Genomic DNA, 19,051 nt, shown 5'->3' with positions numbered 1-19,051 from the left:
ATAATAAGGAATACCAGCTTTATCTTCTCTTCTTTGCAATTACAACGATTATTGTTGAAATCAATTATGAAATTTTTAGTGTACGACCAATAAGCTTACTCCTTATAAATGTTAGTACAGGTGTTTTTTGTTTAATTATTTACGCAATTAGTACAATCTCGCCTCTGATTTTTAAGAATATACAAAAGATATTCATTATATTTTACATAATCTACTTTGGTATAATATGTAGAAATTTACTTTTCACACCAACCGATATCATACCAGTTATTGCTTTTACTGTCGTTTTTTATTTTGCTCACACCGTTTTTAGACCTATAAAATTATATTGGTTTTTTGCAGCGACTGCTTTTTCATACATTGTGATTGCTACTTATTTTGAAATGTTACCTCTCAAAACAACGATAGCACTATTTAATTTTTCTTTAATTATTTTTACAATAAATTTCATTCAGCATATCATAGCTTTAAATATTAAAGACAAATTTCGTTTTTCTGATCAAATAATAAATAATGGAAACTCTCTTATTCTTGTATCTAATAGAAAAGGCGAAATTTTATTTTGTAGTAAGACAATCGTTCCTATTTTAGGGTATTCAGTAGATGAAGTTATGGGCATGTTATTTTGGAATGTCACAGAAGATCCTGAATTTACTGGTGAAAAATTTCATGATACTGAATCTGTTGAAAGAGTTTTCGTTAGGAAACTGAAATGCAAAAATGGAGAATACAAGCATATAGAATGGCATGATAAAAAATATACTAAGGATTTAGTTATTGGCATTGGTCATGACGTAACACAGCAAATAAAAACACAAAAAAGATATGAAAACATAGTTGAATCTGCTTATGATATAATTTATGAACTAGACCGTTATGGCGCTTACATCTTTATAAATAAAAACTCTGAAATAGTCACTGGATTCACTCTTAAAGAGTTGTATAGCTCAAAATTTGAGCATTTAATCAAAGATGGTTTCCAACAAAGAGTACTTGATTTCTATGCTAATTCGACAGAGGAAATGATAAACTTCCCTAGTTTTGAATTTCCTATTATTAATAAAAATGGAGCCGAAATATGGATTTCTCAAAAAGTAACAATCAATAGAGATGAAAACAGAAAAATTACTGGTTATTCAGTTATTGCAAGAGATATTACCTTCTTAAAAAACATTGAAAAGGAAAAAAGTGAACGACAAATAAAAAATTTAAAATACAGTGCCGCTTTAAAAGTATTTACCTCAAAGAGTTATTCTAACAATGAAAGTTTAGAATCTAAACTAAAATCAATTTTAGAAATTACCACTATTACAATTAGCGTTAATCGAGCTAGTTATTGGAATTATTTTGAAAATAAATTGCTTTGTATGCAACTATATGATTTAAAAACTAATGAATTTTCTAACGACCAAGAACTTGTAAAAAAATCATCCCCAAAATACTTTTCAACAGTTGAAAATAAAATGCAAATTGTCGCTTCTGATGTCTATGCAAATGATATCACTAGGGAATTATTTGTTGACTACATTCCTAAAAACAACATCGTTTCACTTCTTGATACCCCTGTTTTTATTAATGGTGAATTAAAAGGGATTCTTTGTATTGAAGCTGTAGATGAGCCTAAGCAATGGGATAACGAGGATATAAATTTCTCAAGATCCGTTTCTGATATCATAGCGATAGCATTTGAGTCCAAAATGAGGTTGGATATTGAAAACAAATTAACATATAAGAGTGAATTACTGGCTGCAATGACTAAATGCAACGAAAAGTTTTTAAACAGTAACGATATAGATGCTATTTTTTCTGATGTTTTGCTTATTATGGGGAACGCCACGAAATCACATCGTGCCTATTACTATGAAAATGATTTCAATACAAATTTAATAAGCCAAAAATACAGATGGGTATATCATAATAGCTCTTTGACCGAGAATAATCCTGAGCTTCAGAATTTACCCCATGAATTTTTTGAAGAATTGATTCTACCGATATTAGATAATAAAATTTTTGAAGCTACGGTATCAAAAATTAATAATGAGTCGTTAAAAAACAAGTTGCTACAAGTAGATGTTATTTCCTTAATCCTTTTTCCAATTTTTATAAAAAATAAATTTCATGGATTTTTAGGGTTTGATGACACCTCCGAAGAAAAAAAATGGTCTGAAGACGAAATCAATATTCTTCAATCACTGGCTAGTAATATTGCTTCCTCCATAGAACGTATCACAGGACAAAAGGCTATGTATGAAAGTGAGGAAAAATTCCGTCTATTAGCTAATAATATTCCGGGGACTGTTTACCTTTCTGAGAACGATACAAAATATACTAAAATATATCTCAATGATGAAATTAAGAAGCTAACAGGTTATGATAAAAGCGAATTCTTAGAAAAAAGAATTCATTATAGCGACCTGATTCACCCAGAAGATTTTGATCGAGTGAATACTGAATCTAAAAATAGATTATCTAAATCTCAGCCTTTTCATTTCACATACCGAATCACAAATAAAAAAGGGGAAATCGTTTGGGTAGAAGAGTTTGGGGATGCCGTAATCAATAATGGTAAAATTACCTATATTGAAGGTATAATGCTAGACATAACAACACGAAAACTGGCCGAAGATGCCATAAAAAGCCTTGAGTATGCTGAAGCAGCTAATAAAGCCAAATCAGAGTTTCTTGCTAATATGAGCCATGAAATCAGAACTCCTTTAAATGGAATCATTGGTTTTACCGACCTATTGATGAAAACTAAACTTGAGGAAGTCCAGCAAAAACATATGATTACCGTTAATCAGTCAGCCCATTCCTTGTTGGGAATTGTAAATGACATCCTTGATTTTTCAAAAATTGAAGCAGGAAAACTTGACTTGCATATCGAAAAACATCAAATTAAAGATACTTTAAACCAAATTATTGATCTAATCCAGTATGAATCAAATCAAAAGAAACTTCACTTAGAACTCCAAGTAGCTCCAGAAATACCAGCCTATTTCTGGGTCGATAACATACGATTAAAACAAATCCTAATTAACCTTTTAGCTAATGCTGTAAAATTCACAGAAAATGGGTTTGTAAAATTAGACATTTCAATAATCGAATTTAATAAATCTACGAGTAAAATCCGTTTTGCGGTACTAGATTCCGGAATTGGAATTTTAAAGAAAAATCAACAGAAAATTTTCAAAGCATTTTCACAAGAAGATAGCTCCACAACTAAAAAATTTGGTGGCACCGGCTTAGGTCTTACAATTTCAAACAAATTGTTAGGACTCATGGATAGCCAGTTGCAACTCATTAGTGAAATTGGAGTTGGTAGTACTTTCTATTTTGATTTAGATTTACAAATAAGTAATGAATCAGAAATCGAAATTACTCCTTTAAACAAAAAGGATGCAATTGTTCGCCATTTTGATTTTCTTTCTAATGATTTTTTTACAGCAATAAAAATAATGCTAGTTGAGGACAATAAAATTAATATGTTATTGCTAAAAACAATTATTAAAAATGTCCTTCCAAAAGCCATTATTCATGAAATTTCGAATGGACAGCTTGCTTTAAATGAATATGAAAACATAATGCCAGATATTATCTTTATGGACATACAGATGCCAATAATGAATGGCTATGAAGCGACAAAAGCAATAAGAAAATTAAATACTGGCGCCTCAGTTCCAATAATCGCAATAACAGCTGGAACTGGAGTAGAAGTAAACGAAAAATGTATAGAAGCAGGTATGAACGATTATATATCAAAACCAATCATAAAGAGCGTAATCGAAGAAGCTATAATTAAGTGGACAACTTCATAGAAGTATAAAAAGTTTATTTTTAATTAAAAAATTACATATCTTCGATACTCTTTTATTAAAAAAAAGCATCAAAAATTGAAATCATATGAAATGGCAAGGCAGACGAAAAAGTGATAATTTAGAAGACCGAAGAGGAATGTCCTCTGGTGGTAAAACGGTTGTAGGAGGAGGTATCATAGGGATTATAATACTTTTGATAAATGTTTTTGGCGGTGAAAATGCCCAAATGCTTACTCCTGTTTTAGAACAAATGAATCAAGGTCAAAATACTCCTACTGAGCAAAGAGATCTAACCGCAAAAGAATTAGAAGAGCAAGATTTTATAAATGCAATTTTAGTTGACAATGAAGATGTGTGGAAGAAAATATTTACAGAAAATAATCTCAATTATAAAAAGCCAAATTTAGTTTTATTTACTGATGCCGTTGAAACTGAATGCGGTAATGCAACCTCAGATTCTGGCCCTTTCTATTGTCCGGCTGACCAAAAGGTCTACATGGATTTAACCTTTTTCGAAGAATTGAAAACTCGTTTTGGAGCTCAGGGCGGAGATTTTGCCACTGCTTATGTAATTGCACATGAAATAGGGCATCATGTACAAACTTTATTGGGTACTTCTGATAAAATGAGACGGCTGCAACAAGGAAAATCGAAGGCAGAAGCTAATAAATTATCAGTAGCACTAGAACTTCAAGCTGACTTTTATGCAGGCGTTTGGACACACTACAACCAGAAAATGAATGATATACTCGAAGCGGGAGATCTTGACGAAGCACTAAGCGCTGCACATGCCGTAGGTGATGATGCTATTCAATCTAAAATGCAAGGACACATCGTACCAGAATCTTTTACACACGGAACTTCAGAACAACGCAAGTATTGGTTTATGAAAGGCTATAAAACCGGTGATATCAAACAAGGAAATACATTTGACGAAATAAGATAAAAAATAAAGATACTACACTAATTAAAATCGGGATTTCTTCCCGATTTTTTTGTTTACTCTTTATCTTAAACAACCCTTTTTCACCACTACCCTATTATACTAATGTCTGAAAATTAAAGGATTATAAACATTTGATTATTGGTCTTATTTTAGCCGAATTAAAAACAAAGTAACATTTTTATTGAAACAAAGTCAATCATTAAAAAAACAACGGAAAAATAAGCAGTATCTTCGCGCCAAATTAAAGAAGTACGCTAAATAATATAGTTTGCTTCATAAACAGAATTTATGTCATTCAACTCATTAGGCTTATCTGATGCTTTATTAAAAGCCATCAGCAAAAAAGGGTACACAAACCCTTCTCCAATACAACAAAAAGCAATTCCACCTATACTAGAAGGTAAAGATGTATTAGCATCTGCACAAACAGGAACAGGAAAAACAGCCGGTTTCACGCTACCAATATTACAGACATTATCGCAAGGAAAACACTTAAGCCACAGACCTATTCGTGCCTTAATATTAACCCCAACACGAGAACTAGCGGCTCAAATACTTGCCAATATAAAAGAATACAGTGAATTTTTAGATTTACGCTCTGCCGTTATTTTTGGCGGTGTAAATCAAAAACCACAAGTGGCTCAACTTAAACAAGGTGTCGATATTTTAGTTGCTACTCCAGGTCGATTAATCGATTTACAAAATCAAGGTTTATTAACACTTTCAAAAGTCGAAATCTTAGTTCTAGATGAAGCAGATCGTATGTTAGACATGGGTTTTTTACGAGACATTGAGCGCATACTGAAAGTATTACCTGCAAAAAGGCAAAACTTAATGTTTTCTGCAACCTTTTCAAAAGACATTAAGAAATTGGCAATGGGTATTTTGCACAAACCAGTTCAGGTAGAAGCAACACCAGAAAACACAACTGTCGACGCTATTACTCAAAAAGTGTATCCTGTTGCAAAAGAGAAAAAAACAGAATTAATTATCAAATTGATTACGGAAGGAAACTGGAAACAGATTTTGGTATTTACTCGAACCAAACAAGGCGCCAATAAACTTACTGAAAGTATGATTAGCGCTGGTATTCAAGCAGCAGCAATTCACGGAAATAAAGGACAAGGAGCACGAACTAAAGCCTTAGCAGGTTTTAAAAATGGAAGTCTAACCGCTTTGGTTGCTACAGATATTGCAGCTCGTGGTCTGGATATCCCATTATTACCACATGTTGTCAATTTTGAATTGCCTAATATTCCCGAAGATTATGTGCACCGCATTGGTCGTACAGGAAGAGCCGGAGCAAATGGAGAAGCGATTTCTCTATTTAGCCCTGACGAAACTACTTTTTTACGCGATATAGAGAAATTGATTGGTATAAAAATACCAACAGAGAATATTGCAGGTTTTGAGCCAGATCCTAAAGCATCTACTCAACCTATTAAACAAGGTCAAGGTAGACAACAACGCAATTCAACTCCAAGGCAACCAAAAATAGACAATCCAAACCGTAGCACTAACAATAGCTTTGGCTCGAGACGTCCTAATTCCAATAATGACAGACGTTCTAACTAAGAAATTAAGATTTCTTTTTTTAAAGAGCAGAATGATTTCGTTTTTTTAGACGTCATCTCCCGCTATACAATACAATCCTTCTGAGGGCTAAACACTAGCCCTCACAAGGATTTTCATTTCTATCGGGGCTAATATTCACTGTTATTTTTCTGAAGACCATTATACAGCTCGTCTTCTAGTAATTACAATTATTTTATAGTTCACTATCGTTTCGTTAAAAATCTCAAGTACTATACTATTTGTCACGTTGGAAGCGTCTCGGCAAAGTTGCTTACGTATCTTGAAACGCTTTCAGAGAGCCAAAGTAAGTGGTGTAGTTTATGAAAGAATAGAACACTATCGATATTGGATCATACTAAATTCATAATTGGTATTAGAAATGAAAAGTGGTTATTTCATTTTATGATTTTTACTACTATTTGTTTTTAAATTTCATCTATTCTATCATTTTAGTCTTTTTTCAATTGCTTCGGACTTTAGCCAGATGTTTGAAATTTTAGTCATAGATAAAGGCTTTAGCCAAAAATTAGATTTTGGCTAAAGCGCGATTCTATTCCTTTATACTTTGTCAAAAATGCTACAATTACTTTGATAATTCATATGGTTATCTACTATTGCAACTTGGATTATAAAGCATTACTTTCTAAAGTAAAATCCTATTACTAATGCTACCCCAACCAACCATCACGATCTAAACTTCTATATTGAATCGCTTCGGCAATATGAGAGGATATTACTGTAGCAGCTGCATCAAGATCAGCTATGGTTCTCGCGACTTTCAAAATCCTGTCGTATGCGCGGGCAGAAAGATTCAAACGTTCCATTGCAGTCTTTAACAATTGTTTAGAAACATCATCAAGAGCACAATATTCCCTGATATGTTTCGTATTCATTTGCGCATTATAATGGATATTTTCCATTTGTTCAAATCGTGCCGACTGGATTTCACGTGCCGCAGTGACTCTTTTTCTGATATCAACACTGCTTTCCGCTTTTCCATCATCAGATAATTTTTCGAAAGGAACAGGTGTAACTTCGATGTGAATGTCTATCCGATCCAATAACGGCCCCGAAATTTTACTTAAATACCGTTGCATCTCATGTGGAGAGGACGTTTGTGGAGAGTCTGGGTCATTAAAAAAACCACTCGGACTCGGGTTCATACTAGCTACCAGCATGAAAGAGGAAGGATAGGTAACCGTAAACTTCGCTCTTGATATCGTCACTTCCCTATCTTCTAATGGCTGACGCATTACTTCTAATACATCCCGTTTGAATTCTGGCAATTCATCCAGAAACAAAACACCATTGTGTGCCATCGAAATTTCACCCGGTTGCGGGTAACTTCCTCCTCCTACTAATGCCACATTAGAAATCGTATGGTGCGGACTCCTAAACGGTCTTTGATTCATTAGCCCCACTTCTTTCAATTTTCCAGCAACACTATGAATCTTAGTCGTTTCTAATGCTTCTCGCAAAGTCATCGGCGGTAAAATACTAGGTAATCTTTTGGCAAGCATGGTTTTTCCAGCACCTGGAGGGCCAATAAGAATAATATTGTGTCCACCCGCAGCGGCAATCTCCATGCATCTTTTTATAGACTCCTGTCCTTTTACATCTGAAAAATCAAATTCTGGAAAATCTAAATCTTTATAAAACTCGGCTCTAGTATCGATGGTAGTTGGTTCTAAATTTCCTTTTCCTTCTAAGAAATCGATAACTTCCTGAACATTTTCAACACCGTATACATCTAATCCGGTAACGATTGCCGCTTCTTTCACATTTTGCTTTGGAAGAAAAAACCCTTTAAAGCCCTCCTCTTTGGCTTTTATGGCGATAGGTAACGCACCTCGAATAGGTTGCAAACTGCCATCGAGCGACAACTCGCCCATAATGATATATTTGTCAACATCAATTGCTTGAATTTGTTGAGACGCAACAAGGATTCCGATCGTTAAAGTTAAATCATAAGCAGAACCTTCTTTCCGCAAATCTGCCGGAGCCATATTAATGGTAATCTTTTTACCAGGCATAGAATATCCATTATTTTTTAATGCAGCAGCTATTCTATAGCTACTTTCTTTAATCGCATTATCTGGCAATCCCACTAAATGATAGCCAATACCTTTATCAATATTTACTTCTACAGTAATTGTTGTAGCCTCGACTCCAAACACAGCACTTCCAAAAACTTTTACTAACATAAAGGATAATTTTATTAAAAATAATCAATTTTAACATACCAAACCCCACAATCTTTAGAATTACTAAAAACAATTAGCAACCCAGCGTTTACGCTTGTTTAAAAATAATTTACAACTAAAAGCGACACTATCAGTCCAAAAAACACCTTTGACTCACTGTTTCTTTTGGATGAAAGTAGAGGGATAAACAATACATTCCGTTAAAAAAAGCCTTTAGAGCTAATGAATTGTTGTTCAGTACCTTTACTAGACTTTTTAAAATCCATAATCGCTCCTCTATTTATTGCTAAAACGCCAATTGTTAAAAGGCGAAAAGGAGTCTTATTACTCTATTAATAGCTTTTTGGATATATTTCCTTATATTTGCCGCTAATTACTTGCTTTTTCGGGGTTAAAAACGAATTATTATCAATAATTCTTACAACCAAATCTACGATTTCATAATCCTGAAATCAACTTGAAAAAACACACCTTTTTTGCAGTTCGCTGCATCTTTTGCCTTTTGGAAAAATTCCATTTACAGGCTACTAAATAATCTGAAATAACAAGAAATGCACATAATAGATTATATAATCTTTGTCGTTTACATGCTGGCTATGTTAGGTGTTGGTCTCTACTTTTTTAATAAAAATAAAACTGCCGAGGACTTTTATGTTAGTGGAAGAAACATGAGCAGCTGGCATATTGGTTTATCGGTAGTCGCTACTGATGTTGGGGGTGGTTTCTCAATTGGTTTGGGAGGACTTGGTTTTACGATGGGAATATCAGGATCTTGGATGTTATTTACAGGGCTACTGGGCGCCTGGTTAAGTGCTGTGTTCCTAATTCCAAAAGTTAGCCAGTTGGGACACAAATATAAATTTTTCACTTTCCCGCAAATCTTTGGTCATTTTTACAATGGAAAAGTCGCTCTTTTGGCCGGAATTATTTCTGCAATCGGGTACATCGGATTCACTAGTTCACAGGTTTTGGCTGGAGCCAAATTAGCTTCGGCAACAATTGACGGTCTGAATATTCAAACTGCCTTAATTGTTATGGGAGTTATTGCGGTGGCTTATACTTCGATTGGAGGATTAAAAGCAGTGATTTACACCGATACGATTCAATGGTTAATCCTAATAGGTGGATTAGTTTTTATAGGAATACCAGTGGCATATAATGCAGTAGGTGGATACGATGCCATTAAAGAAACATTAGATCCTAAATATTTATCGCTGACAAATGTAACCTGGTACCAACTATTAAATTGGTCGGTCACGATTATTCCTATTTGGTTTGTTGGTATGACGCTATACCAAAGAATTTATGCTAGTAAAGGAGAAAAAGAAGCGAAGAAAGCTTGGATAATTGCCGGAGTTTTTGAATGGCCAATAATGGCGTTTATGGGAGTTATTCTTGGAATGTTAGCCAAGGTAGCGGCAACAAAAGGTATGTTTGACGGAATTACAGACGCTGCGTCAATGGACAGCGAAATGGGATTGCCTATTTTACTGGCTACCATTTTACCGATTGGTTTAATGGGATTAATGCTTTCCTCCTATTTTTCGGCCATACTTTCCACCGCTGACAGTTGCTTAATGGCTGCTTCCGGAAATATCGTTACTGATATCATTGCTAAATTTTCTAAAAAAGAGTTGACTCATAAAAAGGAATTGCAGCTTTCTCAGATCGTAACTTTACTAGTTGGAATTTTCGCGATATTATTGGCTTCCCAAATGCAAAACGTCCTGGAACTGATGCTCTACTCCTACGCCTTTATGGTTTCTGGATTATTCATCCCCGTCCTAGGTGCTTTATTTTGGAAAAAAAGCCACCCAATCGCTGCTTTTTGGAGTATGCTTTTTGGAGGAGCAACTACAATTTTACTTATAATTACCGAAAATAAGTTACCTTTAGGAATAAAATTACCCGAACATTTAGACGCAAATATTTACGGAATAAGTATTTCACTATTATTGTTCGTTACAATATCAATTTATCATCATAACAAAAAAGAAAAACAAAATGGAATTCAAAATAATTAATAGTACTTCAGGAGAAGACAAAACATATACAAATCAAATTATTGCTCAGTTTCTTTTTACTCATTTAGAAGAGTACGGAGATAAAGTGGAAGACATTCTAAAATGTATCGCTTACGTTATGAACCCTGATAAAGGAGGGAATATAGTCGTAGGTTTAGACGATAATAAAATTGTTGGAGTTGTTATTTTAAACAATACTGGAATGAAAGATTTCATCCCAGAGAATATTTTAGTATATATCGCTGTTGACAATAGCCAACGTGGTAAAGGGTTTGGAAAAAAATTAATGCAAAAAGCAATCTCGATTGCTGAAGGAAACATAGCACTTCACGTCGAGCCAGACAATCCTGCTAAAGGATTATATGAAAAATTAGGTTTTACTAATAAATACCTAGAAATGCGTCTTATCAAATAGTCCAAAATGGAGAATTTAAACCAACGCGTAGAATCACTTGTTCTACTGCGAAAGGAACTACATAAATACCCGGAAGTTTCTGGAAAAGAAGTGGAAACTGCAAAAAAAATCACTTCTTTTCTAGAAAATTATCCAGCTGATGAAGTCATAACTAATATTGGAAAAACTGGAGTCATTGCCATTTATAAAGGTAAAAAACCAGGAAAAACGGTATTGTTTAGATGTGAACTAGATGCCTTACCCATTCAAGAAATCAATATGTTCGAACATCGTTCGCTGAGCAATGGTGTTTCTCATAAATGTGGGCACGATGGTCATATGGCAATTTTATGCGGTTTAGCAACCCAATTATCCCAACACAAGCCCGAAACAGGTACAGTAATTCTTTTATTCCAACCTGCTGAAGAAGATGGTAGCGGAGCACAAAAAATATTTTCAGATGCGAAATTTGAAAGATTTCGACCTGATTACGTTTTTGCCTTGCACAATTTACCTGGATATCCAAAAAATCAGATTGTAGTTAAAAACGATACTTTTACTTGCGCAGTGAATAGTATTATCATAAAATTGGATGGGATTACCGCACATGCCGGAGAACCTGAAAAAGGAATCAATCCTGCCTTAGCGATAGCTTCGATTATTACCCAATTTAATACTTTTATTCAGGCTGATATTTCAAAAGAAAATTATTGCCTGATCACTCCTATTTATACTAAAATGGGTAAAAAGGCTTATGGTGTTTCTGCGGGAGCTGGAGAAGTTCATTTTACCGTGAGAAGCGACAGTAATGCTCAGATGAGAACGATCGAAACCACTCTAGAAAATATTGCACAAGCTGTAGCAGATGAATATCGATTAAAATGCAACATACAATGGACACAAGGTTTTCAAGCCAATGAGAATGATGAAACGGCGGTTCACTTCATCAAGAAAGCTGCAAAAGAAAATCAATTTGAACTACTGGAAAAACCTACCCCTTTTACTTGGGGAGAAGATTTCGGTTTGTTTACCCAGCACTATCCAGGCGCAATGTTTGGATTAGGATCAGGAATAGACACGCCTGCTTTACACAATCCTGATTACGATTTTCCAGACGACATTATTACAACAGGTGTATCTATTTTCCACCACATAAGCAAACAGATTACAAATGCACACTAATTCAACAATAGAACTCAGCAATTCCGCTTACCAAAAAAATCTCGCTTTTCTCCGAACCACTTTTGGAAAAAAAGTACAAATTTCATGCGTCGTAAAAGGAAATGCCTATGGACATGGAGTTACAGAAATTGTTTCAATGGCCTACAATAATGGCATAACTCACTTCTCTGTTTTTGATGTCCAGGAAGCGAGAGCCGTTAAAGCCGAATTAGAAGATAAAGCTACTGTTATGGTCATGGGACTCGTTCAAGATGAAGACATGGAATGGGTCGTCGATAATAATGTAGAATTTTTTGTTTTTGACAAAGCCCGTTTGACTAAGGCAGCTAAAACAGCTAAAAAGCTCCATAAAAAAGCAATCGTGCACATTGAGGTTGAGACTGGAATGAACCGTACTGGCTTTGAAAAAAACGAACTGAATTCAGTAATTACTTTTCTAAAAAAAGAAAAAGAACATATCTCCTTTAAAGGACTTTGTACACATTATGCAGGTGCCGAAAGTATTGCAAACTATTATAGAGTCGATAAGCAAATTAAACGATTCGAAGAAATTTATCAATATCTTTGTAAGAACGATCTAAAACCAGAAATCAAACATTCAGCCTGTTCAGCAGCATCTATAATGTTTCCTGAAACTAGAATGGATATGGTTCGAATAGGAATCATTCAATATGGATTGTGGCCAAGCCCTGAAGTATTTGTCAATTTTTTGAGTACAAAAAAGAGTAAAATCGACCCTCTTCAAAGAGTTATTACTTGGAAAAGTAAAATAATGAGCGTGAAAAAAGTAAAAATTGGAGAGTTCATAGGATATGGAACCAGTTTCCTTGCAGAAAGAAAAATGACAGTTGCAATAATTCCAATTGGTTATTCCCATGGTTATAGTCGTTCTCTAAGCAACCAGGGCCGAGTTCTTATCAATGGCCACCGTTGCATAGTAGTTGGATCTGTAAACATGAATATGATGACCGTCGATGTGACAAACCTAGAGTCAGTAAAGAAAGACGATGAAGTTGTATTGATTGGCTCTCAAGGTGATCTTTCAGTATCAGTAGCTTCTTTCAGTGATTATAGTAATCAACTTAATTATGAATTATTAACCCGAATTTCTAAAACGATTCCACGCAAAATTATAAAATAATGGCCTTTATAAAACTATACAGAAAAAAATTAGAAGAGAATTATAGTTTCTTGAATAACATTTTTGAATCGAGAAATATAGAATGGGGTGTTGTTACCAAGCTTCTTTGCGGAAATACAATATACTTAAAAGAAATTATCGCATTAGGTGTACGAGAAATGCATGATTCCCGCATCAGTAACTTAAAAAAAATAAAGGCATTAGATCCTACTATCCAAACTGTTTATATCAAGCCTCCAGCAAAACGAAGCATTGATCGTATTGTAAGCTATGCCGATGTAAGTTTTAATACTGAAATAGACACTATAAAAATGCTTTCCCAAGCAGCAAAAAAGCAAAACAAAACCCACAAAGTCATTATAATGATTGAGATGGGCGATTTGCGCGAAGGAGTTATGGGTGAAGAATTAGTTGAATTTTACGGCAGTATTTTAAGTTTGGCTAATATTGAAATTTTAGGTATTGGTACCAACCTAAATTGCCTGAGCGGGATTATGCCTACTCAAGATAAATTAATTCAGTTGAGTCTATACAAACAATTGATTGAAGCTAAATTCAACATTAAAATACCCTGGGTTTCCGGTGGAACTTCTGTAGCTATCCCTTTAATACTGAAAAATGCACGTCCTATGGCAGTGAATCATTTCAGAGTTGGAGAAGCATTATTTTTTGGCAAAGACCTGTTTACTGGCGAAACCATTAAAGGAATGCATAATGATGTATTCAAATTGTACTCGGAAATTATCGAAATTACCGAAAAACCAGATACTCCAACAGGTGAATTAGGCGAAAGCGGGGTTGGGAATACCTATGTAATGGATGATAATGCCGATTTAGGTGTTACTTCTTTACGTGCGATTCTGGATATTGGACTCTTGGATATGCAACCGCAATATATTGAAGCAGAAGACCTTGACATCACTATCGTCGATGCTAGTTCTGATATGTTAGTAATTGACATTTCAAACTCTAAAAAGAAATATAAAATAGGGGATTTAGTCTCTTTTAAAATTCAATATATGGGAGCACTTTATCTTTTAAATTCAGATTATATTGAAAAAACCATTGGATAAAATTTTAAATCCATAATGATACTCTAAAAGGGAAACTGATAAAATCATTTTCCCTTTTTTTATATAAAAATAAACAACTGTTAATTCTTACAATTATCAAGGTTTAATTCTCATGAATTAATTATATTTAGCAAAAAATTAGCCATAACCAAATGAGACAAATTACTACCCTTCTATTTTTATTAATTTTTATACCAAAAATTAATGCCCAACAATATTTTCCAAATAATGAAAGTGTCCAAAATAAAAACAATAATTACACTGCTTTTACTAATGCAACCATTTTTGTAACTCCAACACAAATAATCGAAAAAGGAACTTTGCTTATTCAAAACGGAAAAGTTATTGCAGCAGGAAATTCAGTTGTAATACCAAAAAATGCAGTGACAGTAAACTTAGAAGGAAAATCAATTTATCCCTCTTTTATTGATATGTATACTAGCTTTGGAATGGACAAACCAAAAAAAACAGAAGGTTCGCGCCAAAGTCAGTCTTATGACACAAAACGAGAAGGTTACTATTGGAATGAGCACATTCGTTCAGAAGTCAATGCTTCTGATAATTTTAATTACGATAAACCAAAAGCAGAAGAGCTATTGAAAGCCGGATTTGGAGTAGTAGGAACTCATGTTCAAGACGGAATTGCACAAGGAACTGGGGCTTTGATTGCTTTAAACAACAATGAAAAAAACAATAGATTTTTAACCGCTAAAATTTCTAATCATTTTGGTTTCGCTAGAAGTATTACCTCAAATCAAGCCTATCCGAGTTCATTAATGGGAATGATAGCATTATTACGACAAGTAAATTATGACTTAAAGTGGTATAAAAACGGAAATTCTGAAACTAAGGATTTGTCATTAAACGCCTTGTCAGAAAATGAAAAGCTAATTCAAATCTTTGCTACCGAAGACAAACTAAATAGTATGCGAGCGTCAAAAATCGCGAAGGAATTTAGCTTGACTTATGTAATGAAGGGAATAGGAAATGAATTCGAAAGAATTGAAGAAATTAAAAATACTAAAGCTCAGTTTATTATTCCCATAAATTTTCCTGAAGCTTATGATGTTTCTGATCCTAATCAGGCCAATCAAATGGAATTGAAAGACTTGCGTTTTTGGAATCAAGCACCTACCAATCTTAAAGTTTTAACAGACAATGGTGTCGTTTTTGCACTGACTACGGATAAGTTGAAGAAAATAGAAGATTTTAGAACAAACCTACTTAAAGCTATAAAATATGGTTTCGATAAAACAAAAGCATTAGAAGCATTAACGACAGTACCTGCTTCGATATTAGGGAAAAGTAATGAAATTGGAAGTTTAAAAAATGGAAATTATGCCAACTTTATTATTACTTCTGGTGAAATATTTAATGACCAAACCAAAATCTATGAAAACTGGGTTCAAGGATCCAAATATATTGTCAATGATATCAATGTTAAAGATATTAGAGGAGAATATGACTTGACTATTGCCGATAAAAAATACAAATGGAAAATTACCGGCGAAATCGAGACTCCTAAATCTGAAGTCAATACTGCGGATTCTAAAAAATTAAGCTCTAAACTTTCGATTTCAAACAATTGGATTTCAAACGTAATAAAGTCATCAGATTCTACACAAACAACATTCACCCGATTAATAGGATATATTGAGGACGTGCAAACCCTTTCTGGGAAAGCTATTTTATTTAATGGAAATGAAGTAAAATGGTCAGCGAATAAAATTGCTCCGTTTGTTAAACCTGTAGATTCACTAAAGTTGCAGAAAAACAATGTTATTATGACGACGACATTCCCAAATGTAGCTTACGGTAATACAAGTAAATTAACGACTGAAACGTTACTATTTAAAAATGCAACGGTATGGACAAATGAGAAAGAGGGTATTATTGAAGAAACGGACGTCTTGGTTAAGAATGGGAAAATCGCAGCTATTGGTAAAAATCTTTCTGATCCAACTGCAACAATCATCGATGCAAAAGGAAAACACTTAACAAGTGGAATTATTGATGAACATTCTCATATCGCAATTTCTAGTGGAGTAAATGAAGGTGGACACAACTCAAGTGCCGAAGTATCCATACAAGATGTAGTAAATTCTGAAGATATAAATATTTATAGAGAACTTGCGGGTGGAGTTACTACTTCGCAATTATTACATGGTTCTGCAAATCCCATCGGTGGACAATCAGCCATTGTAAAATGGAAATGGGGACAAGATGCAGATGAAATGCTGTATAAAAACCAACCTAAATTCATCAAATTTGCCTTGGGTGAAAATGTGAAACAATCCAATTGGGGAAATATAGATCCAACTCGTTTTCCTCAGACAAGAATGGGTGTTGAACAAGTTTTTACCGATTATTTTCAACGTGCCAAGGAATATGACTTAGTATGGAAAAATTTTAATTCGAAAAAAGGAAAAGGAGATGCTCCCAGAGTAGATTTAGATTTACAAGCAGTAGCTGAAATACTGAATAAAGAACGCTTTATTAGTTGCCATTCTTATGTTCAATCAGAAATATTAATGTTAATGAACGTTGCCGATAAATTTAATTTTAGAGTCAATACCTTCACTCATATTCTTGAAGGGTATAAGGTAGCTGAAAAAATGAAGGAACATGGAGTTGGCGCTTCCACATTTGCAGACTGGTGGGCTTATAAATTTGAGGTAAATGATGCCATTCCTTACAATGGGCCAATAATGCATAATGCAGGATTAGTAGTAGCTTATAATTCTGATGATGCTGAAATGTCTCGAAGATTAAATCAAGAAGCGGCAAAAGCAGTTAAATATGGTAATCTTTCTGAGGAAGAGGCTTGGAAATTTGTCACTTTAAATCCAGCTAAATTATTACACATTGACGACAAAGTAGGAAGCATAAAAGTAGGTAAAGATGCTGACATTGTACTGTGGAACAATAATCCCTTATCTATATATGCTAAAGCAGAGAAAACAGTAATTGAAGGAGTAGTATATTATGATGTTCAAAAAGATGAGTCGCAAAGAGTAGCAATTGCCAAAGAACGCAACGAGTTAATTGGTCAATTATTACAAGAGAAAAATAAAGGCGCAACTACTCAAGAACCAAAAAGAAAAGAGAAAAAAGAATACCATTGTGATAGTGTAGAACTTGAATAAATTGAACTTTAACCATCACAATTACTTAAATAAATTATAGACAAATGAATAAAAACATATATATAGTAGTATTGCTATTAAGTTTATCAATAGCATCAAATGCACAACAAACACCTGCGCCTAAACAATCAAAATCAATATTGATTCTCAATGCCAAGGCGCATATCGGTAATGGACAAGTTATTGAAAATAGCGCTTTAGGTTTTAAAGATGGCAAAATCACCCTGATTGCAGATGCTACAGCAATTAGAATCGATAAAAGTGCTTATGATATAACTATTGATGCCAATGGCAAAGAAGTCTATCCTGGATTCATAGCACCTAATTCTACATTAGGATTAGTTGAGATTGATGCCGTTAAATCATCAGATGATGAAAGTGAAATTGGACAGATAAATCCAAATGTGAGAAGTATTATAGCCTACAATGCAGAATCAAAAGTTATTGAAACCGTTAGACCTAATGGTATTTTAATTGCTCAGATTACACCTCGTGGCGGCAGAATATCAGGAACTTCCTCTATTGTTCAACTAGATGCTTGGAATTGGAAAGATGCAATCATGAAAGAAAATGATGGAATTCATCTTAATTTTCCATCCAGCTATAAGAGAAGCGGGTCGTGGTTTGAACCTGGCACCATTGAGGAAAATAAAGATTACATAACTCAAATTAACGAAATAAATACTTTTCTGGCTAATGCAAAAGCCTATCAAGTAGAAAATGTGAAAGAACGAAATTTAATTTTTGAAGCAACGAAAGGATTATTTGATGGTTCTCAAACTTTATTTATAAATGCTAATGAAGAAAAGCAAATCATTGATGCTGTTCAATTAGCGAAAAGCAATGGCATTAAAAAAATGGTTATCGTTGGTGGTTACGAAGCATACAAAACTGCTGAATTATTACAGAAAAACAATATAGCTGTCCTTCTAAAAAGAGTTCATGATATGCCAGAACATGAGGATGACGATATTGATTTACCTTATAAAGCTGCTAAATTATTAACAGATAAAGGTGTTTTAGTAGGGTTAGAAAATAGCGGTTCGATGGAAAGAATGAATACAAGAAACCTACCTTTTTTAGCTGGAACTTGCGCTGCATATGGACTAGACAAGGAACAAGCATTGCAATTAATCACTTCTAATACAGCCAAAATTTTAGGAATAGATGACCAATGTGGAACACTTGAAATAGGAAAAGATGCCACATTATTCCTGTCTTCAGGTGATGCCTTAGACATGCGAACTAATAAAATATCACATGCTTTTATTCAGGGTAGAATGATAAGTCTTGAAACGCATCAATCTGAGTTGAATAAAAGGTATAAGGAAAAATACAATCAAAAATAGTTATTATACACTAAACTTGTTTTATACTTTTAAAAGCAGATAATTTACAACATCGTAAATTATCTGCTTTTTTTTTTGCTTTAAATCAAAAAAATAAAACTAAGTATATAAAATTCCTACCCAAATTAGAGAATCCTTATTATTAAAGCCATATTCAAGTATACCTTTAAAAAAATAGGGGTCAAAACATAAAAACCATAAA

The 19,051-nt window shown here is 33.9% G+C and carries 11 protein-coding genes; 10 read left to right on the top strand and 1 reads right to left on the bottom strand.

The features are described from left to right. Positions 1-383: 383 nt before the first annotated feature. The 3 genes from BMW63_RS14055 to BMW63_RS14045 all read left to right on the top strand — a co-directional run bounded on the left by BMW63_RS14055 (position 384) and on the right by BMW63_RS14045 (position 6,336). Positions 384-3,815, top strand: coding sequence for a PAS domain S-box protein (locus tag BMW63_RS14055; protein WP_245744973.1), 3,432 nt, complete (start codon positions 384-386; stop codon positions 3,813-3,815). A gap of 85 nt (positions 3,816-3,900) precedes the next feature. Continuing rightward, positions 3,901-4,761: a KPN_02809 family neutral zinc metallopeptidase gene (gene ypfJ / locus BMW63_RS14050; protein WP_074724113.1), complete on the top strand. Its 861-nt coding sequence runs from the start codon at positions 3,901-3,903 to the stop codon at positions 4,759-4,761. Positions 4,762-5,049: 288 nt separating this feature from the next. After that, positions 5,050-6,336, top strand: coding sequence for a DEAD/DEAH box helicase (locus BMW63_RS14045; protein WP_074724112.1), 1,287 nt, complete (start codon positions 5,050-5,052; stop codon positions 6,334-6,336). A 668-nt stretch (positions 6,337-7,004) separates the two neighbouring features. Here the strand turns inward: BMW63_RS14045 and BMW63_RS14040 are convergent. Beyond that, positions 7,005-8,540: a YifB family Mg chelatase-like AAA ATPase gene (locus BMW63_RS14040; protein ID WP_074724111.1), complete on the bottom strand. Its 1,536-nt coding sequence runs from the start codon at positions 8,538-8,540 to the stop codon at positions 7,005-7,007. Between the two features lie 551 nt (positions 8,541-9,091). On the opposite strand from BMW63_RS14040, the gene BMW63_RS14035 reads away from it, so the two are divergent. The 7 genes from BMW63_RS14035 (at position 9,092) to BMW63_RS14005 (ending at position 18,849) form a co-directional block, all read left to right on the top strand. Continuing rightward, a complete protein-coding gene (locus BMW63_RS14035; RefSeq protein WP_074724110.1) occupies positions 9,092-10,564 on the top strand; it encodes a sodium:solute symporter family protein in 1,473 nt (490 codons plus the stop codon). Next, complete coding sequence (locus BMW63_RS14030) at positions 10,545-10,979, top strand: GNAT family N-acetyltransferase (protein ID WP_074724109.1); 435 nt, start codon at positions 10,545-10,547, stop codon at positions 10,977-10,979. Before BMW63_RS14035 ends, BMW63_RS14030 begins: the two co-directional genes overlap by 20 nt. A 6-nt stretch (positions 10,980-10,985) precedes the next feature. Then, positions 10,986-12,140, top strand: a complete 1,155-nt coding sequence (locus BMW63_RS14025) for an amidohydrolase (protein WP_074724108.1) — start codon at positions 10,986-10,988, stop codon at positions 12,138-12,140. Then, a complete protein-coding gene (gene alr, locus BMW63_RS14020; RefSeq protein WP_074724107.1) occupies positions 12,130-13,281 on the top strand; it encodes an alanine racemase in 1,152 nt (383 codons plus the stop codon). The genes BMW63_RS14025 and alr overlap by 11 nt, the downstream gene beginning before the upstream one ends. Further along, on the top strand, positions 13,281-14,354 hold the full coding sequence (locus BMW63_RS14015; protein ID WP_074724106.1) for an alanine/ornithine racemase family PLP-dependent enzyme: 1,074 nt from the start codon (positions 13,281-13,283) through the stop codon (positions 14,352-14,354). The genes alr and BMW63_RS14015 overlap by 1 nt, the downstream gene beginning before the upstream one ends. A 152-nt stretch (positions 14,355-14,506) precedes the next feature. After that, entirely contained in the window at positions 14,507-17,500 is a 2,994-nt protein-coding gene (locus BMW63_RS14010; protein WP_074724105.1) for an amidohydrolase family protein, read from the top strand. 44 nt (positions 17,501-17,544) lie between these two features. Further along, positions 17,545-18,849, top strand: coding sequence for an amidohydrolase family protein (locus tag BMW63_RS14005; RefSeq protein ID WP_074724104.1), 1,305 nt, complete (start codon positions 17,545-17,547; stop codon positions 18,847-18,849). The last annotated feature ends 202 nt before the right edge of the window (positions 18,850-19,051 follow it).

The sequence above is a fragment of the Flavobacterium frigoris genome (assembly GCF_900111075.1).
GTDB classification, from domain to species: domain Bacteria; phylum Bacteroidota; class Bacteroidia; order Flavobacteriales; family Flavobacteriaceae; genus Flavobacterium; species Flavobacterium frigoris.
This window is presented reverse-complemented; position numbering and strand designations above follow the sequence as displayed.